Annotated in this window: 17 protein-coding genes; 13 read left to right on the plus strand and 4 right to left on the minus strand. The window is 58.9% G+C overall.

The window, feature by feature from the left end:
- Window positions 1-23: 23 nt before the first annotated feature.
- The 4 genes from QRN46_RS19165 to map all read right to left on the minus strand — a co-directional run bounded on the left by QRN46_RS19165 (window position 24) and on the right by map (window position 5,692).
- A complete protein-coding gene (locus QRN46_RS19165; protein ID WP_011332679.1) occupies window positions 24-758 on the minus strand; it encodes a M12 family metallopeptidase in 735 nt (244 codons plus the stop codon).
- A gap of 165 nt (window positions 759-923) precedes the next feature.
- On the minus strand, window positions 924-2,123 hold the full coding sequence (dapC, locus tag QRN46_RS19170; protein ID WP_108559814.1) for a succinyldiaminopimelate transaminase: 1,200 nt from the start codon (window positions 2,121-2,123) through the stop codon (window positions 924-926).
- A 43-nt stretch (window positions 2,124-2,166) separates the two neighbouring features.
- A complete protein-coding gene (locus QRN46_RS19175; RefSeq protein WP_007954768.1) occupies window positions 2,167-4,869 on the minus strand; it encodes a [protein-PII] uridylyltransferase in 2,703 nt (900 codons plus the stop codon).
- A gap of 40 nt (window positions 4,870-4,909) precedes the next feature.
- Complete coding sequence (map, locus tag QRN46_RS19180) at window positions 4,910-5,692, minus strand: type I methionyl aminopeptidase (protein WP_011332681.1); 783 nt, start codon at window positions 5,690-5,692, stop codon at window positions 4,910-4,912.
- A gap of 374 nt (window positions 5,693-6,066) precedes the next feature.
- Here map and rpsB point away from each other — a divergent pair, with 374 nt between their 5' ends.
- The 13 genes from rpsB (at window position 6,067) to lpxA (ending at window position 18,929) form a co-directional block, all read left to right on the plus strand.
- The gene (rpsB, locus tag QRN46_RS19185; protein WP_008052780.1) at window positions 6,067-6,804 is read left to right on the plus strand and encodes a 30S ribosomal protein S2; all 738 of its coding nucleotides are present in this window, start codon (window positions 6,067-6,069) and stop codon (window positions 6,802-6,804) included.
- A 190-nt stretch (window positions 6,805-6,994) separates the two neighbouring features.
- Entirely contained in the window at window positions 6,995-7,858 is an 864-nt protein-coding gene (gene tsf / locus QRN46_RS19190) for a translation elongation factor Ts (protein WP_011332682.1), read from the plus strand.
- A 211-nt stretch (window positions 7,859-8,069) separates the two neighbouring features.
- Window positions 8,070-8,813, plus strand: a complete 744-nt coding sequence (gene pyrH / locus QRN46_RS19195) for a UMP kinase (protein WP_011332683.1) — start codon at window positions 8,070-8,072, stop codon at window positions 8,811-8,813.
- The gene (gene frr, locus QRN46_RS19200) at window positions 8,810-9,367 is read left to right on the plus strand and encodes a ribosome recycling factor (RefSeq protein ID WP_011332684.1); all 558 of its coding nucleotides are present in this window, start codon (window positions 8,810-8,812) and stop codon (window positions 9,365-9,367) included. The genes pyrH and frr overlap by 4 nt, the downstream gene beginning before the upstream one ends.
- Window positions 9,368-9,381: 14 nt before the next feature.
- Window positions 9,382-10,137: a polyprenyl diphosphate synthase gene (uppS, locus tag QRN46_RS19205; protein WP_064379010.1), complete on the plus strand. Its 756-nt coding sequence runs from the start codon at window positions 9,382-9,384 to the stop codon at window positions 10,135-10,137.
- Window positions 10,137-10,943 carry a phosphatidate cytidylyltransferase gene (locus QRN46_RS19210; protein ID WP_011332686.1) on the plus strand — a complete coding sequence of 269 codons (807 nt, stop codon included), beginning with the start codon at window positions 10,137-10,139 and terminating at the stop codon, window positions 10,941-10,943. The genes uppS and QRN46_RS19210 overlap by 1 nt, the downstream gene beginning before the upstream one ends.
- The gene (gene ispC, locus QRN46_RS19215) at window positions 10,940-12,130 is read left to right on the plus strand and encodes a 1-deoxy-D-xylulose-5-phosphate reductoisomerase (protein ID WP_201816927.1); all 1,191 of its coding nucleotides are present in this window, start codon (window positions 10,940-10,942) and stop codon (window positions 12,128-12,130) included. The genes QRN46_RS19210 and ispC overlap by 4 nt, the downstream gene beginning before the upstream one ends.
- A gap of 53 nt (window positions 12,131-12,183) precedes the next feature.
- Complete coding sequence (gene rseP / locus QRN46_RS19220; protein ID WP_011332688.1) at window positions 12,184-13,536, plus strand: sigma E protease regulator RseP; 1,353 nt, start codon at window positions 12,184-12,186, stop codon at window positions 13,534-13,536.
- Window positions 13,537-13,610: 74 nt separating this feature from the next.
- Entirely contained in the window at window positions 13,611-16,001 is a 2,391-nt protein-coding gene (gene bamA, locus QRN46_RS19225) for an outer membrane protein assembly factor BamA (protein ID WP_011332689.1), read from the plus strand.
- Between the two features lie 45 nt (window positions 16,002-16,046).
- Window positions 16,047-16,550: an OmpH/Skp family outer membrane protein gene (locus QRN46_RS19230; RefSeq protein ID WP_003222140.1), complete on the plus strand. Its 504-nt coding sequence runs from the start codon at window positions 16,047-16,049 to the stop codon at window positions 16,548-16,550.
- A 3-nt stretch (window positions 16,551-16,553) separates the two neighbouring features.
- On the plus strand, window positions 16,554-17,609 hold the full coding sequence (gene lpxD / locus QRN46_RS19235; protein WP_011332690.1) for a UDP-3-O-(3-hydroxymyristoyl)glucosamine N-acyltransferase: 1,056 nt from the start codon (window positions 16,554-16,556) through the stop codon (window positions 17,607-17,609).
- A 106-nt stretch (window positions 17,610-17,715) separates the two neighbouring features.
- Window positions 17,716-18,156 carry a 3-hydroxyacyl-ACP dehydratase FabZ gene (gene fabZ, locus QRN46_RS19240; RefSeq protein ID WP_003222142.1) on the plus strand — a complete coding sequence of 147 codons (441 nt, stop codon included), beginning with the start codon at window positions 17,716-17,718 and terminating at the stop codon, window positions 18,154-18,156.
- On the plus strand, window positions 18,153-18,929 hold the full coding sequence (gene lpxA / locus QRN46_RS19245) for an acyl-ACP--UDP-N-acetylglucosamine O-acyltransferase (protein WP_007954792.1): 777 nt from the start codon (window positions 18,153-18,155) through the stop codon (window positions 18,927-18,929). Before fabZ ends, lpxA begins: the two co-directional genes overlap by 4 nt.
- The last annotated feature ends 2 nt before the right edge of the window (window positions 18,930-18,931 follow it).

Below are 18,931 nucleotides of genomic sequence, written 5' to 3' on the forward strand. Positions count from 1 at the left end.
CTTTTTAGTTTGAAATGTCCGAATTATTTTGGATAAAGCAGCTTCATCAATTGTTTGTCTTTTTTACTGATCTTGCGGTTTGTCGGTACTTCCCAGTTGCCGATGGTCAAATCGTTCGATACAGGATGATGCATGATCGATCGCCTGTCGTAGTTCGTATAAATCGCATCCAGCGTATCGAAGGTCGCGAACAGGTTGCGGTCGACCTGTTCGTGAGTCAGCGGATTCATTTCCCGATTCCGGTAAAACTCGTAAACCTTGGGTTTGTCCCACGGAATATTGGCTTGAGGGTGCTGATGTTCATGCAGGGCGCCCAGTGCATGGCCGAACTCGTGGATCACGATGGTCTCGAAATCGGGATGCTCTGGTTTGACGCCCAGATTCATCGTTGGATGGTCGGGATGTATCAACAGGGCATCGGTACCCAGCATTGAACTGTTGTCATTGTTTCGGGTTGCGATGCGAATATCGCCTTTCAGATCTTCGACGAATTCGAATGTCAGGTTGATATAAGCCAGCCATTTACGAGCCGCGTTGATAATCCTTGTCTTATGATCGGCGTCGGGTGCGTCCATGAAAGCAATTTTCAATGTTCGGCCATTTGCCCAGAGTTTCGAATAGTTGACCACAGAGCGTTTGCGGCGAGAGCCTGCTGTGCTTTGGGTGCCGGCATTCGCCGGGTTCTCGTTGATGGCGGCGATGTAAGCCGCCTGGTTGTCAGGCCATTGAATCAGTTGGCAATCCAGAAGTTCTTTCATTATTTACTTCTTCCATGAAGTTGCAGATTGATTTTGGGTGATGCGCAGAATGACGCGACTCAAGACTAACGTCGGGCCAGCGTAAAGGTGGGGTACAAAAAGCGGGGGAAGTGTTACGTCATGTTTGATCGCCCGTGCCGGATTGCCCGGCACGGGCGTGAGCGATTACTTATGGCGCAAGACGAAATCGCGAATGCGCTCGGCCGCTTCCACGCACTCCGCCAAGGGGGCTACCAGCGCCATGCGCACGCGCCCGGCGCCCGGATTGACGCCATCGACGTCCCGCGACAGATACGAACCCGGCACCACAGTCACGTGCTCTTCAGCAAACAGATCCCGGCAGAACGCGGCATCGTCACCTTGCACATTCGGCCACAGGTAGAAGCTGCCATCCGGACGCTGCACATCCATCACCGGGCTGAGGATCGCCAGCACGGCATCGAATTTTTCGCGGTACAGCGCACGGTTGGCGCGAACATGCACTTCGTCATTCCATGCGGCGACGCTGGCCAGTTGGGTTTGAACCGGCATCGCGCAGCCGTGGTAGGTGCGGTACAGCAGGAAGCCCTTGAGGATGTCGGCATCGCCGGCGACAAAACCGGAGCGCAGGCCCGGCAGGTTCGAGCGCTTGGACAGGCTGTGGAACACCACGCAACGCTTGAAGTCCTTGCGACCCAGATCGGCGCAGGCGCTGAGCAGGCCCGGCGGCGGGGTCTGTTCGTCGAAGTACAGCTCGCTGTAGCACTCGTCGGCGGCGATCACGAAGTCGTATTCGTCGGCCAGGGCAATGAGCTTTTTCAGCACGTCGACCGGAATCAGCGCGCCGGTCGGGTTGCCCGGCGAGCACAGGAACAGGATCTGGCAGCGCTTCCAGATGTCAGGCGATACCGCGTCGAAGTCCGGGTTGAAGCCGTTCTCGTCCAGGCATGGCAGGTAGTGCGGCTTGGCGCCGGCGAGAAACGCCGCGCCTTCGTAGATCTGATAGAACGGATTCGGGCTGACCACCAGCGCGTCGTCGCCACGATTGACCACGGTCTGGGTGAAAGCGAACAGCGCTTCACGGGTGCCGTTGACCGGCAGCACGTTGCGCGCCGGGTCGATCCAGCCGCTCGGCACGTTGAAACGACGTTCGCACCAAGCCGCGATGGCTTCGCGCAGGGCCGGGATGCCGAGGGTGGTCGGGTACACCGCCATCTGCTCCAAATTGTTCGCCAGCGCCTCGGCGACAAAGCTTGGCGAGCGATGCTTCGGTTCGCCAATGGACAGCGCGATCGGGCGCTTGTCCGGGTTTGGCGTGACGCTGCCGAGCAGGGCGCGGAGCTTTTCGAACGGGTAGGGCTGAAGCTGGGACAGAGCGTTGTTCATCGGTGCGGGATCTCGTGCAAAGCGGTTGAATCCGGGCGCGCAATCAAATGCTGATGCGCGACAGTTTGATATCGGGTTCCTGATTGACGCTCAGCTGTTCGACGATTGCATCCTGCAAACGGCTGCACAGCAGCGGGTCGGACAGCGGTTGATTGTGGGCGTCGGTGATGAAGAACACGTCTTCCACCCGCTCGCCCAGGGTGGCGATCTTGGCGTTCTGCAGCGACAGGTCGAATTCGAGGAAAATCCCGCCGACCCGTGCCAGCAGGCCCGGGCGATCGGGTGCCGTGAGTTCCAGCACCGTCACCGGGCGCTGGGCATCGTTGTGGATCGTCACCTGCGGGGCGAACGCGAAATGCTTGAGCTGGCGCGGCACTCGACGCTGAATGATCGTCGGGTAGTCGGCCGGGTTGCGCAGGGCTTCGGTCAGGCCGTCGCGAATCTGCTTGACCCGGACCGGATTGTCGCCGATCGAGTCGCCATCGGTGTCGAGCACGATGTAGGTGTCGAGGGTGAACTGGCTGCTGGACGTGATGACCCGGGCATCGTGAATGTTCAGGTTGAGCTGGTCCATCGCGGCCACGGTCACGGCGAAGAAGTCGTGCTGGTCCGGCGCATAGATGAAGATCTGCGTGCCACCCTCGAATTCGCGCTGGGTGGTTTCCTTGATCAGCACCAGCGGACCGCCGTCAGCCGGTTGCTGAAGGATGGCGTCGGTGTGCCAGGCCACATCGCCGGCGGTGTGACGCAGGAAGTAGTCGTCACCCAGTTGCGCCCACAATTGCTCGACGTCATCCGGATCGGTGCCGCCGCGTACCAGTATGTCCAGCGCTGCGCTCTGGGTCTGGCGGATCTGCTCTTCGCGATCCACCGGATTCTCCAGTCCACGGCGCAGGGCACGCTTGGTTTCGGTGTAGAGCTGGCGCAACAGGCTGGCACGCCACGAGTTCCAGAGGGTCGGGTTGGTCGCATTGATGTCGGCCACGGTCAGGACGTACAGGTAGTCGAGACGGGTTTCGTCACCAACCGCCAGCGCGAAGTCATGGATTACCTGCGGGTCGGACAAATCCTTGCGCTGGGCGGTGGTCGACATCACCAGGTGGTTCTGCACCAGCCACACGATCAGGCGGCTGTCCCACACCGGCAGTTGGTGGCGCTGGCAGAACGCCTCGGCATCCACTGCGCCAATTTCCGAGTGATCGCCATGCCGGCCCTTGCCGATGTCGTGATACAGGCCAGCCATATAAATGAGTTCAGGCTTCGGCAGTTTGGCCATGAGCTTGGCGGCCAGCGGGAATTTCTCCGACACCTGGGTGTACTGCAACTTGCGCAGGTGTTTGATCAGGTTAAGGGTGTGCGCATCGACCGTATAGATGTGGAACAGGTCATGCTGCATCTGCCCGACGATGAAGCCGAACTCCGGCAGATAGCGCCCGAGAATGCCGTAACGGTTCATCCGCCGCAGGTTGCGGTGGATGCCGATCTTGCACTTGAACAGCTCGATGAACAGGCTGGTGTTGCGGATGTCGTTGCGGAAGTTGTCGTCGATCAGGTGACGGTTTTCCCGCAGCAGACGAATGGTGTCGGCGCGTACGCCTTTGATTTCCGGCTGCTGGGCCATCAGCACGAAGATCTCGAGCATGGCGAACGGCGTGCGGCGGAACACGTTGTCGTTGCGTGCCTCGATGTAACCGTCGTGCAGCTGGAAGCGCGAGTTGATCGGCTGCGGCGGCGCTTCGTCTTCCGGGGCGAGGATGACTTCCTCGAAGTGCTGAATGATCAGGTCGCTGAGCTGGGCGATGCTCATCACCACCCGGAAATACTGCTGCATGAAGTTTTCGACGGCCTGTTTGGCGTCGTCGCCTTCAAACCCCAGCAGCCCGGCAATGGTGCGCTGGTGATCGAACAGCAGGCGGTCCTCGGAGCGACCGGCCAGCATGTGCAGGGCGTAACGCACCTTCCAGAGGAATTCCTGGGAGGACGCGAGCAAGGCGTTTTCACTCTCGACCAGAAAGCCTTCGCCGGCCAGGGCGCGCAGGTTCAGGGTGCCGTACTGACGACGGGCTACCCACAGAATTGTCTGAATATCCCGTAGTCCGCCGGGCGAGCCTTTGACGTTGGGTTCCAGGTTGTATTCGGTGTCGTTGTACTTGTGGTGGCGAGCCTTCTGCTCGGCGCGCTTGGCCAGAAAGAAATCCTTGCTTGGCCACATGTGCGCAGTGCTGGTGACATCGAGCATGCGCTGGCGCAGGCGCTCGGGGCCGCAGATGGTGCGGCTTTCCATCAGGTTGGTGACCACCGTCAGGTCGGCGCGGGCCTCTTCGGCGCATTCGTCGACCGAGCGAACGCTCTGACCGACTTCCAGGCCGATATCCCAGAGCAGCGTCAGAAAGCGCTCGATGGAATCGCGGAAGATTTCGTGATCGGCGCTGTCCAGCAGGATCAGCAGGTCGATGTCGGAGTAGGGGTGCAGCTCACCGCGACCGTAGCCGCCGACCGCGACCAGCGCGATGTCGGCGTCTTCGCTCCAGTCGAACTGGTCCCAGGCCTTTTGCAGGATGTTGTCGACGAACCACGCCCGGTCTTCGATCAGCCGGCGGATGTCGCGACCGGCCCGAAAGCGTGCATCGAGCACTTCGCGGGCCTGGCGGATCGCCTTCTTGAACGCCGCGATGGGACTCGCTTTCAGGGCCAGTTCAGCCTGGAACTGGCCGCGGTCAAAGAGTTCGGGATCCACCTGCGGCATCGATTGGCTTTCCTTCTATAGGCTGGGAACGGTGTCTGGGTCAGGCCGAGATGCGCGGGATGGTGTCGTCGCTGCGCAGGGTGAAGATCTCGTAGCCGGTGTCGGTGACAAGCAAAGTGTGTTCCCACTGTGCTGACAGCTTGCGATCCTTGGTGATCGCGGTCCAGCCGTCGCCCAGTACTTTGGTGTCGGCCTTGCCCTGGTTGATCATCGGTTCGATGGTAAAGGTCATGCCAGCCTTCAGTTCCATGCCGGTGCCGGCGCGACCGTAGTGCAGGATTTGCGGTTCTTCGTGGAATACCTTGCCGATGCCATGGCCGCAGAACTCGCGCACCACCGAGAAGCCGTTCTTTTCCGCGTGCTTCTGGATGATTTCGCCGATGTCACCGAGGCGGCAGCCGGGTTTGACGATTTCGATCGCCTTGTACATGCACTCCTGGGTGACCTGCGACAGGCGCTCGGCCCAGACCGGCACGGTGCCGACGTGGAACATGCGGCTGGTGTCGCCGTGGTAGCCGTCCTTGATCACGGTGACGTCGATGTTCAGGGTGTCGCCGTTTTTCAGCGGCTTGTCGTTCGGGATGCCGTGGCAGACCACATGGTTGATCGAGGTACAGATCGACTTCGGGTAGCCCTTGTAGTTGAGCGGGGCAGGGATGGCTTTCTGCACGTCGACGATATAGTCGTGGCAGATCTGGTTCAGCTCATCGGTGGTCACGCCCGGTTTTACGTGTTCGGCAATCATTTCCAGCACATCGGCGGCCAGTTTGCCGGCGACACGCATGCCAGCGATGTCCTCGGGAGTTTTGAGGGTGACGGTCATACAGACTCTCTCTGCGCTCGGCGGCGCTTGCTGATACGAACAGGGGCGCAGCTGTTGATTTGGCGGCCCCGAAAAATGCGATTCTAACAGACCAAAGGCGCAAATCCGCGCCTGCGTGCATCGCTTCACTCTATACAATACGGTGCATTGTCCCGATTCCAAGGGGCTGGCGCGCATGTCCCTGACGCGATTGCAGATTCCGGGTTCCGTTTGCGTCGTCCCTGTGGTATAAAATGCGCCGCTTTCCGGGGATAGCCCCGGGAGCATTAACCCACACACGTGTCGACACGATGGCCTGGGTGCCTTTGATCCTCGGATCAATGGTTGGTCATTGGGATACGTGGAGGCCCAACCCGACTTATCAAGGAACTATCATGTCCCAAGTCAACATGCGCGATATGCTGAAGGCCGGTGTGCACTTCGGTCACCAAACCCGTTACTGGAATCCGAAAATGGGCAAGTACATTTTCGGCGCGCGTAACAAGATTCACATCATCAACCTTGAAAAAACCCTGCCAATGTTCAACGAAGCTCTGACTTTCGTAGAGCGTCTGGCCCAGGGCAAAAACAAGATTCTGTTCGTCGGCACCAAGCGTTCCGCTGGCAAGATCGTTGCTGAAGAAGCAGCACGTTGCGGTTCGCCGTACGTCGATCACCGCTGGTTGGGCGGCATGCTGACCAACTTCAAGACCATCCGTGCTTCCATCAAGCGTCTGCGTGACCTTGAAGTACAAGCCGAAGACGGTACTTTCGCCAAGCTGACCAAGAAAGAAGCGCTGATGCGCACTCGCGATCTTGAGAAGCTGGATCGCTCCCTGGGCGGCATCAAGGACATGGGCGGTCTGCCAGACGCACTGTTCGTGATCGACGTTGACCACGAGCGCATCGCGATCACCGAAGCCAACAAGCTGGGCATCCCGGTCATCGGCGTTGTCGATACCAACAGCAGCCCGGAAGGCGTTGACTACATCATCCCAGGCAACGATGACGCAATCCGCGCTATCCAGCTGTACATGGGTTCGATGGCTGACGCAGTGATCCGCGGTCGCAACAACGTTGCTGGCGGTACTGTAGAATTCGCAGCTGAAGAAACTCAGGCTGCAGCTGAGTAATTGACGCCCTGGCGTTGACTCAGTAAGCAAAAAGGGGGCTTGGCCCCCTTTTTGCCACCTTGAAAACCATTTGTCGGCAGCGCAGCTACAGCATCTGTAACGTGCAGCGGCTACAAGGTGGCTCGGGAAGAATTGAACGCCCGTTCGATCGGGTGGAATGGTTGAAAACCTATCCAAGAGGAATTTTAAAATGGCAGCAATTACTGCAGCGTTGGTCAAAGAACTGCGCGAGCGTACCGGCGAAGGCATGATGGATTGCAAGAAAGCCCTGGAAAAGGCTGGCGGCGACATCGAAAAAGCCATTGATGACATGCGTGCTTCGGGCGCCATCAAGGCTGCCAAGAAAGCTGGCAACGTTGCCGCTGAAGGCGCTATCGCCATCAAGGACGACGGCAAGGCTGCCGTTCTGATCGAAGTCAACTCGCAGACCGACTTCCTGGCTCTGCAAGACGACTTCAAAAACTTCGTTGCTGCCAGCGTTGACAAAGCATTCGCTGACAAGCTGACCGACGCAGCTCCGCTGATCGCTGCTCAAGAAGCCGCTCGCGAAGCACTGGTTGCCAAAGTAGGCGAGAACGTCAACATCCGTCGCCTGGTGCGCGTAGAAGGCGACGTAGTCGGCACCTACCTGCACGGCAACAAGATCGGTGTTGCTGTTGTCCTGAAAGGTGGCGACGTCGAGCTGGCCAAAGACATCGCAATGCACGTTGCTGCAAGCAACCCTGAGTTCCTGCTGCCTTCGCAAGTCTCCGACGAAGCGATCGAGCGTGAAAAGGCTGTGTTCCTGCAGCTGAACGAAGAAAAAATCAAAGGCAAGCCAGAAAACATTGTTGAGAACATGGTCAAGGGCCGTATCAGCAAGTTCCTGGCAGAAGCGAGCCTGGTTGAGCAGGCGTTCGTCAAGAACCCTGAAATCAAGGTTGGCGAGCTGGCCAAGAAAGGCGGCGCTGAAATCGTTTCCTTCACCTACTTCAAAGTAGGCGAAGGCATCGAGAAGCCGGTCGACAACTTCGCTGAAGAAGTTGCTGCTCAGCTGGCTGCCGCCAAGCAATAAGACGGTTTTTCAACTGTCGCCCGAAAGAGGCTGCCCGCTCACGCGCGCAGCCTCTTTTCAGATAGGGTTACCAATTTTTAATTGGTTTCCCCTTGGAACTGACTTACAAAGCCATGTTCCGATGGCGCTGAAGCAGCGCCAAGCTAGAGTGAACGCCAGCTGTAAACAGCTCGCAAAGAATTTTTAAAATACGCCGCAGGAGAGATTCGCAATGGCTCAGCAGGGCAGTGGTTATCAGGCTCGCTATAAACGCATTCTACTCAAGCTTAGCGGCGAGGCCCTGATGGGCTCGGAAGAGTTCGGGATCGATCCGAAAGTGCTGGATCGCATGGCGCTGGAAGTCGGCCAACTGGTCGGTATCGGCGTTCAGGTCGGTCTGGTGATCGGTGGTGGCAACCTGTTCCGCGGTGAAGCGCTGAGCAAGGCCGGCATGGATCGGGTCACGGGCGACCACATGGGCATGCTGGCCACTGTGATGAACGCCCTGGCCATGCGCGACGCGCTGGAACGTGCCAATATCTCGGCGATCGTGATGTCGGCCATCTCGATGGTTGGTGTGACCGATCACTATGACCGTCGCAAGGCCATGCGTCATCTGAACTCCAAGGACGTGGTGATTTTCGCGGCCGGTACCGGCAATCCGTTCTTTACCACGGATTCGGCAGCCTGCCTGCGCGCCATTGAAATCGACGCGGACGTCGTGCTCAAGGCGACCAAGGTTGATGGCGTCTACACCGCTGACCCGTTCAAAGACCCGCATGCCGAGAAGTTCGATCATCTGACCTACGATGAAGTACTGGATCGCAAGCTGGGTGTAATGGATCTGACGGCTATCTGCCTGTGCCGCGATCACAAGATGCCGCTGCGCGTATTTAACATGAACAAGCCGGGCGCCCTGCTGAACATCGTGCATGGTGGCGCTGAAGGCACTCTGATCGAGGAAGTCCAACAATGATCAACGAAATCAAGAAAGACGCTAAAGAGCGCATGACGAAGTCCGTTGAGTCCCTGGCTCACAACTTCGGTCGTATCCGCACCGGTCAGGCGCACCCAAGCATCCTGGAGGGTGTGATGGTGCCTTACTACGGCGCTGACACCCCGATCAAGCAAGTGGCCAACATCACCGTCAAGGACGCTCGTACCCTGCAAGTCGTTGCGTTCGAGCGCAACATGCTGGGCGCCGTCGACAAGGCTATCGGCAGTGCAGGTCTGAATCTGAACCCGACCAACCTGGGTGAGCTGCTGCTGATCAGCATGCCGGCCCTGACCGAAGAAACCCGTCGCGGTTTCACCAAGCAGGCGCGTGACGTGGCAGAAGACGCCCGTGTTGCCGTGCGCAACATCCGTCGCGATGCGAACAGCTCCCTGAAGGATCTGGTCAAGGAAAAGGAAATCAGCGAAGACGAAGAGCGTCGCGCCGCAGGCGAGATCGACGATCTGACCAAGAAGTTCGTGGCTGAAATCGACGCCAAGCTGGCCGAGAAAGAAAAAGACCTGATGGCCGTATAAGGGTCGAGTTTTAAATGGACAAGACCAAGCAGACTGCGCCGTCCACGGTGCCGCGCCATGTCGCGATCATCATGGATGGCAATAATCGCTGGGCGAAAAAACGCTTTATGCCGGGTGTCGCCGGGCATAAGGCTGGCGTGGATGCTGTGCGGGCGGTGATCGAGGTGTGTGCCGAGGCCAAGGTCGAAGTGCTCACCCTGTTCGCCTTTTCCAGTGAAAACTGGCAGCGTCCGGCTGACGAGGTCAGCGCCTTGATGGACCTGTTCTTCAAGGCGCTGCGTCGTGAAGCCAAGCGCCTGAACGACAACAACATCAGTCTGCGCATCATCGGCGACCGTACGCGGTTTCATCCCGAGCTTCAGGCAGCCATGCGTGAAGCAGAAGCGATGACCGCTGGTGCCAACCGCTTCATTCTGCAGATCGCCGCCAATTACGGCGGTCAGTGGGACATTGCGCAAGCGGCGCAGCGTCTGGCGCGTGAAGTTCAGGCGGGTCATCTGCGACCGGAAGACATCACGCCGGATCTGCTGCAGACCTGTCTGGTCACTGGTGATCTGCCGTTGCCCGACCTGTGCATCCGCACCGGCGGCGAGCATCGCATCAGCAACTTCCTCTTGTGGCAGTTGGCTTACGCCGAGTTGTACTTCTCCGACCTGTTCTGGCCGGACTTCAAACACGAAGCCATGCGCAATGCGCTGGCCGATTTCGCTTTGCGCCAGCGTCGCTTCGGTAAAACGAGCGAGCAGGTCGAAGCTGGAGCCCGGGTTTAATGCTTAAACAACGCATCATCACTGCACTGATTCTGTTGCCGATCGCTCTGGGCGGATTTTTCCTGCTCGAGGGTTCCGGTTTTGCCCTGTTCATCGGTCTGGTCGTGAGTCTGGGTGCCTGGGAGTGGGCGCGTCTGGCCGGTTTCACCGCGCAGGCATTTCGTGTCGGCTACGCGGCGGTCGTCGCGCTGATGCTGTTTGTCATGTATATCCTTCCGGGGCTGGCGCCTTGGGTGCTGGGTGCTTCGGTAATCTGGTGGGCATTGGCGACCTGGCTGGTGCTGACGTACCCGCGTTCCAGCGAGCGCTGGTCCAGTGCCGCCAGCAAACTGGTGATTGGTTTGCTGATTCTGTTGCCCGCCTGGCAGGGGTTGGTGCTGATCAAGCAGTACCCGCTCGGTAACTGGTTGATCATGGCGGTGATGGTGCTGGTCTGGGGGGCTGATATCGGGGCGTACTTCTCCGGTCGTGCATTCGGCAAGCGCAAGCTGGCGCCGCAAGTCAGTCCCGGCAAAAGTTGGGAAGGCGTGTATGGCGGTCTGGCGCTGAGCCTGGTCATCACCACGCTGGTCGCACTGTTCCGTGACTGGACGGTGGCGCAACTGTTCAAGGGGTTGATCGGTGCAGCGGTGATTGTCTTCATCTCTGTGGTGGGTGATCTGACCGAAAGCATGTTCAAGCGCCAGTCCGGCATCAAGGACAGCAGTAATCTGCTGCCGGGGCATGGTGGCGTGCTGGATCGCATCGACAGTCTGACGGCGGCGATCCCGGTCTTTGCGGTGCTGTTGTGGATGGCGGCATCGTGAGTCGCCCACAGCAGATTACCGTCCTGGGCGCGACCGGATCGATCGGTCTGAGTACGCTGGACGTTATCGCCCGGCATCCGGATCGTTATCAGGCTTTCGCCCTGAGCGGTTTTACCCGTCTGAGCGAACTGTTTGCCCTGTGTGTCCGTCATCTTCCTGAATATGCGGTAGTGCCGGAGGCCGGTGCTGCTCGCAACCTGCAGGACGATTTACGAGCCGCTGGCCTGTCGACGCAGGTGCTGGTTGGCGAGGAAGGCTTGTGTCAGGTCGCTGCTGCGCCTGAGGTGGATGCCGTCATGGCGGCCATTGTCGGCGCGGCGGGTTTGCGCCCGACTCTGGCGGCTGTCGAGGCGGGCAAGAAGATTCTTCTGGCCAACAAGGAAGCGCTGGTCATGTCCGGCGCCTTGTTCATGCAGGCGGTGCGCAAGAGCGGTTCGGTCCTGTTGCCGATCGACAGCGAGCACAACGCGATTTTCCAGTGTATGCCGCAGGACTTTGCTCGCGGGTTGAGCAATGTCGGGGTCCGTCGGATTTTGCTGACGGCCTCCGGTGGCCCTTTCCGGCAGACGCCAATGGCCGAACTGGCGCATGTTTCACCGGACCAGGCCTGTGCCCACCCGAACTGGTCGATGGGCCGCAAGATCTCCGTGGATTCGGCCAGCATGATGAACAAAGGGCTCGAATTGATCGAAGCCTGCTGGTTGTTCGATGCCAAGCCTTCGCAAGTCGAAGTGGTGATTCATCCACAAAGCGTGATTCATTCGCTGGTCGATTATGTGGACGGTTCGGTGCTGGCGCAGTTGGGCAATCCCGACATGCGCACGCCGATTGCCAATGCCCTGGCCTGGCCTGAGCGCATTGACTCGGGCGTGGCGCCGCTGGATCTATTCGCTGTAGCACGCCTGGATTTCGAAGCGCCCGACGAAGAGCGCTTCCCGTGCCTTCGGCTTGCGCGGCAGGCGGCCGAGGCGGGAAACAGCGCCCCGGCCATGCTCAATGCGGCGAATGAAGTGGCGGTGGCCGCGTTTCTCGACGGACGGGTTCGCTACCTGGAAATCGCGAGTATCATCGAGGAAGTCTTGAATCTCGAGCCTGTGGTGGCCCTGGACAATCTCGATGCGGTATTCGCCGCTGACGCGACTGCCCGGACATTGGCCGGGCAGTGGTTGAGTCGTCACGGCCGATAGGTCTTGCAATACATGGCTTCACGCGGCACTGGACAGGATTGCGGAGAAAGTAGATGAGCGCGCTCTATATGATTGCCGGCACCCTGATCGCTCTGGGTGTGCTGGTCACCTTTCACGAATTCGGCCATTTCTGGGTCGCGCGTCGCTGTGGCGTCAAGGTTCTGCGTTTCTCCGTGGGCTTCGGCATGCCGCTGCTGCGCTGGCATGACAAGCAGGGCACCGAGTTCGTGGTCGCGGCCATTCCGCTGGGTGGCTACGTCAAAATGCTTGATGAGCGCGAAGGCGAAGTACCGGCCGATCAGCTTCATCAGTCATTCAATCGCAAGTCCGTACGTCAGCGTATCGCCATCGTCGCGGCCGGCCCTGTGGCCAACTTCCTGCTTGCGCTGGTGTTCTTCTGGGTGCTGGCGATGCTCGGCAGCGAACAGATTCGCCCGGTCATCGGTTCGGTGGAGTCCGGCAGCATCGCCGCTACGGCTGGGCTGAGCGCCGGTCAGGAAATCGTCGCGATCGACGGCGAGCCGACCTCGGGCTGGGCGGCGGTCAACCTGCAGTTGGTGCGACGTCTCGGGGAAAGCGGTTCCTTGCAGGTACTGGTGCGCGAGCAGGGCTCTACGGCTGATTCGCCTCGTGAACTGGCACTCGATAAATGGCTCAAGGGGGCTGACGAGCCGGATCCGATTCGCTCTCTCGGCATTCGCCCTTGGCGCCCGGCATTGCCGCCGGTGCTGGCCGAACTTGATCCCAAAGGTCCGGCCCAGGCAGCCGGGCTGAAAACCGGCGATCGTCTGCTGACACTGGATGGCAAGGCGCTGGATGACTGGCAGCAGGTGGTCGACACCGTTCGTACGCGTCCTGATACCAAAATCGTGCTGCGCGTCGAGCGCGACGGTGTTCAAATCGACGTCCCTGTGACATTGGCTGCACGTGGCGAGAAGAAGTCGCCAAGCGGTTACCTGGGGGCGGGCGTCAAGGCTGTCGACTGGCCACCGGAAATGATCCGCGAGGTCAGCTACGGTCCTTTGGCGGCGATTGGCGAGGGTGCCCGTCGTACCTGGACCATGAGCGTCCTGACGCTGGATTCACTGAAGAAAATGCTCTTCGGCGAGCTCTCGGTAAAAAACTTGAGTGGACCGATAACCATTGCTAAAGTGGCGGGCGCTTCTGCCCAGTCGGGCGTCGCTGATTTCCTGAATTTCCTTGCTTATCTGAGTATTAGCCTGGGGGTTCTGAATTTGCTGCCCATTCCTGTACTGGATGGGGGGCATTTGTTGTTTTATCTGATCGAGTGGGCGCGTGGTCGTCCCTTGTCGGATCGGGTGCAAGGTTGGGGGATACAGATCGGTATCAGTTTGGTGGTCGGGGTGATGTTGCTTGCTCTGGTCAACGATCTGGGTCGTCTGTAACGCTTCGCTGAATTGCGAATCTGCCGCATTTTGCGGCAGTTTGTTTATTGCCAGTTGGAATAAGAAAGGACTTCATGAAACGTCTGCTGCTAACTGCGGTTCTCACCGTATTGATGATCGCCGAAGTTCACGCCGAGTCCTTCACTATCTCTGATATTCGCGTCAATGGCCTCCAGCGGGTCTCCGCGGGTAGCGTCTTTGGTGCCTTGCCGTTGAACGTCGGCGAGCAGGCGGATGATCGTCGCCTGGTGGAATCCACTCGTGCGTTGTTCAAAACCGGTTTCTTTCAAGATATCCAGCTGGGCCGCGAAGGCAACGTTCTGGTGATCACTGTCGTCGAACGTCCCTCGGTCGCCAGCATCGAGATCGAAGGCAACAAGGCGATCTCTACCGAAGACCTGATGAAAGGCCTCAAGCAATCCGGTCTGGCCGAAGGCGAGATCTTCCAGCGCGCGACCCTTGAAGGCGTGCGTAACGAGCTGCAACGTCAGTACGTTGCACAAGGTCGTTACTCGGCTACCGTCGATACCGAAGTGGTCTCGCAGCCGCGCAACCGTGTCGGCCTGAAAGTGAAGATCAACGAAGGCACCGTCGCTGCCATTCAGCATATCAACGTGGTGGGCAACACGGTTTTCCCCGAGGAAGACCTGACCGACCTGTTCGAACTGAAAACCACCAACTGGCTGTCGTTCTTCAAGAACGACGACAAGTACGCCCGTGAAAAACTGTCCGGTGACCTGGAGCGTCTGCGTTCCTACTACCTGGACCGCGGCTATATCAACATGGATATCGCTTCGACCCAGGTGTCCATCACCCCGGACAAGAAGCACGTCTACATCACTGTCAACGTCAACGAAGGCGAGAAGTACACCGTTCGTGACGTCAAGCTCAGCGGTGACCTGAAGGTTCCTGAAGATCAGGTCAAGTCCCTGTTGCTGGTGCAGAAAGGCCAGGTGTTCTCGCGCAAGCTGATGACCACCACTTCCGAACTGATCACCCGGCGTCTGGGTAACGAGGGTTACACCTTCGCCAACGTTAACGGCGTGCCACAACCGCATGACGAAGATCACACCGTCGATATCCTGTTTGCCGTCGATCCGGGCAAGCGTGCCTACGTCAACCGCATCAACTTCCGTGGCAACACCAAGTCCGAGGACGAAGTGCTGCGCCGTGAAATGCGTCAGATGGAAGGTGGCTGGGCTTCTACTTACCTGATCGATCAGTCCAAGACCCGTCTGGAGCGTCTGGGCTTCTTTAAAGAGGTCAACGTCGAAACCCCGGCCGTGCCAGGTGTCGACGACCAGGTTGACGTGAACTACAGCGTGGAAGAGCAGGCCTCCGGTTCGATCACCGCCAGCGTCGGTTTCGCCCAAAGTGCCGGTCTGATCCTCGGTGGTTCGATCACCCAGAACAACTTCCTCGGTACCGGTAACCGCGTCAGCGTCGGCCTGACCCGCAGCGAATACCAGAGCCGCTACAACTTTGGCTACGTTGACCCCTACTGGACCGCCGATGGCGTGAGCCTGGGTTACAACGCGTTCTACCGCACCACCGACTACAAAGACCTTGACGTCGACGTAGCTAGCTACGCGGTAGACAGCCTGGGCGCCGGCGTGAACGTGGGCTACCCGATCAGCGAGACTTCGCGTCTGACCTTTGGTCTGTCCGCTCAACAGGACAAGATCAAGACCGGTCAATACACCGTTGACGAGATTTTCGACTTCGTTAAGCGTGAAGGCGACAACTACCTGAACTTCAAGGCTTCGGCCGGCTGGTCCGAATCCACCCTGAACAAGGGTGTATTGCCAACCCGTGGTCGTTCCCAGAGCCTGACCCTGGAAACCACGATTCCAGGCAGCGACCTGTCGTTCTTCAAGCTCGATTACCGTGGCCAGTTGTTCCAGCCACTGAGCGAAAACTACACCATGCGCCTGCACACCGAGCTGGGTTATGGCGACGGTTACGGTTCGACCGATGGCTTGCCGTTCTATGAAAACTACTATGCTGGTGGTTTCAACTCGGTACGTGGCTTCAAGGACAGCACCCTGGGTCCGCGCAGTACCCCTAGCCGTGGTGCGGATGTGACCGGTAACGCTGGTACGTTGCGTGACCCGGATCAGGATCCGCTGCCGTTCGGTGGTAACGTGTTGATCCAGGGTGGTGTCGAGGTGTTGTTCCCGCTGCCATTCGTCAAGGATCAGCGTTCCCTGCGTACTTCGGTATTCTGGGATGTGGGTAACGTATTCGACTCCAAGTGCGAGAAGACCACCAACGCGACTGTCGGCTCGACTTCTGCCACCCAATGCAACGACATCAGCCTCAGCAACATGGCCAGCTCCGTCGGTGTCGGTGTGACCTGGGTCACTGCGCTGGGCCCGCTGAGCTTTGCACTGGCGATGCCGATCAAGAAACCGGATGACGCTGAAACTCAAGTGTTCCAATTCTCCCTCGGCCAGACGTTCTAAGCGTCTGACCCAAGACAACGACAATGGATTTTGTAGGAGTGCATCGTGCGTAAGTTGACTCAATTGGTTCTCCTGGCCTCCGTACTGGTGGCAGGCCCGGCATTTGCCGACATGAAAATTGCCGTTCTGAACTATCAGATGGCGCTGCTGGAATCCGACGCGGCCAAGAAGTACGCCGTGGATGCCGAGAAGAAATTCGGTCCGCAACTGACCAAGCTCAAGACCCTGGAAAGCAGCGCCAAGGGCATTCAGGATCGTCTGATGGCCGGTGGCGACAAGATGCAGCAAGGCGAGCGCGAGCGTCTGGAGCTTGAGTTCAAGCAAAAGGCTCGTGACTTCCAGTTCCAGTCCAAGGAACTGAACGAAGCCAAGGCCGTTGCCGACCGCGAAATGCTCAAGCAACTGAAGCCGAAACTGGATAGCGCAGTGGAAGAAGTCATCAAGAAAGGTGGTTTTGACCTGGTGTTCGAGCGTGGCGCAGTGATCGATGTCAAACCTCAGTACGACATCACGCGCCAGGTTATCGAGCGCATGAATCAGCTGAAGTAACCCATGACCGTGACTATCAAGCTCGGCCAGTTGGCCGAGTTCCTCGGCGCCACCCTGAGTGGCGACCCCGAGAAGCAAATCACTGGGCTAGCCACCTTGCAGGAGGCTGGCCCAGCTCAGTTGAGCTTTCTGGCAAACCCCCAATACCGTAAATACCTGGCTGGCACGCAAGCCGCAGCCCTGTTGCTCAAGGCTGCCGACGCGGAAGGTTATGCCGGTAATGCGCTGGTGGTGCCGGATCCTTATCTGGCTTACGCACGCATTTCCCATCTATTCGATCCGAAGCCCAAGGCCACTGCCGGCATTCATCCGACGGCGGTGATTGCCGAGGATGCCGTGGTCGATCCGAGCGCCAGTGTCGGTCCCTTCGTTGTGATCGAAGCCGGTGCTCGAATCGGCGCAGATGTGACACTCGGCGCGCATTGCGTTGTCGGAGCCCGCAGCGAAATCGGCGAGGGCGGCTGGCTGGCCCCGCGAGTCACGCTGTATCACGATGTGCGGATCGGCAAGCGGGTGGTGATCCAGTCCGGCGCCGTGCTCGGCGGTGAAGGCTTCGGTTTTGCCAACGAGAAGGGTGTTTGGCAGAAGATCGCCCAGATCGGCGGCGTGACCATCGGTGACGATGTGGAGATTGGCGTGAACACTGCCATCGACCGCGGTGCGCTGGCCGATACCGTGATCGGCAATGGTGTGAAGCTCGACAACCAGATTCAGATCGCCCACAACGTGCAGGTCGGTGACCACACCGCCATGGCCGCGTGCGTGGGGATTTCCGGCAGCACCAAAATCGGCAAGCACTGCATGCTCGCCGGGGGTGTTGGCCTGGTAGGGCACATCGATATTTGCGACAACGTATTCCTGACCGGGATGACCATGGTGACCCACTCGATTACCGAGCCGGGTGCCTATTCTTCCGGCACAGCTATGCAACCTGCGGCCGAATGGCGCAAAAGCGCGGCCCGTATTCGTCAGCTCGATGACATCGCGCGACGTTTGAAACAGCTGGAAAAGCGGTCCGGGGAAGTGACCCCCGACGGTAATGCTTCATCTGAAGGCTGATACCATTTCCATATCAAGTGTGCACAGCCTCTGGACTGCCTCCTTGATTTGCTAGAGGAGTGCGCGTCAGTCGCGCTCCCAATCTTTACATAGGCTTCCCCCCGAAATGATGGACATCAACGAGATTCGCGAATACCTGCCTCACCGTTACCCGTTCCTGCTGGTGGATCGGGTAGTGGAGCTGGATACGGAAGGCAAGCGCATTCGCGCCTACAAGAATGTCAGCATCAACGAGCCGTTCTTCAACGGTCACTTCCCGGCGCACCCGATCATGCCGGGCGTGCTGATCATCGAAGCCATGGCTCAGGCTGCCGGGATCCTCGGTTTCAAGATGCTTGACGTGAAACCGGCCGACGGCACCCTTTATTACTTCGTTGGCTCCGACAAACTGCGTTTCCGCCAGCCAGTGCTGCCGGGCGATCAGTTGATCCTCGAAGCCAAGTTCATCAGTTGCAAGCGTCAGATCTGGAAGTTCGAATGCCAGGCTTCGGTCGATGGCAAACCGGTCTGCTCGGCTGAAATCATCTGTGCGGAACGCAAGCTATGAGTTTGATTGACCCTCGCGCAATCATCGATCCATCGGCCGTCCTGGCCGATGGCGTCGAGGTCGGCCCGTGGTCGATCATCGGTGCAGGTGTGGAAATCGGCGAGGGAACGGTCATCGGGCCACACGTGATCCTCAAAGGTCCGACCCGTATCGGCAAGCACAACCGCATCTACCAGTTTTCCTCGGTAGGCGAAGACACGCCGGACCTGAAATACAAGGGCGAAGAAACCCGCCTGGTGATCGGTGACCACAACGTCATCCGCGAAGGCGTGACGATTCATCGTGGCACCGTTCAGGATCGTTCCGAAACGACCCTGGGTGATCACAACCTGATCATGGCCTATGCCCACATCGGACATGACAGCGTCATCGGCAACCACTGCATCCTGGTCAACAACACCGCGCTGGCCGGCCATGTGCACGTTGATGACTGGGCAATCCTGTCCGGTTTCACCCTGGTGCATCAGTATTGCCACATCGGCGCCCACAGCTTTTCCGGCATGGGCACGGCGATCGGCAAGGACGTTCCGGCGTTCGTCACCGTATTCGGCAACCCGGCCGAAGCGCGCAGCATGAACTTCGAAGGCATGCGTCGTCGTGGTTTCAGCGAAGACGCCATTCACGCCCTGCGCCGTGCGTACAAAACGGTGTATCGCCAGGGCCTGACCGTCGAGCAGGCGCTGGCCGAGCTGGCCGAGCCGTCTGCACAGTTCCCGGAAGTCGCGATGTTCCGTGACTCCATCCAGTCGTCGACCCGCGGCATCACCCGCTGACC

This window comes from Pseudomonas sp. lyk4-R2A-10 (assembly GCF_030209075.1).
GTDB lineage: Bacteria > Pseudomonadota > Gammaproteobacteria > Pseudomonadales > Pseudomonadaceae > Aquipseudomonas > Aquipseudomonas glycinae.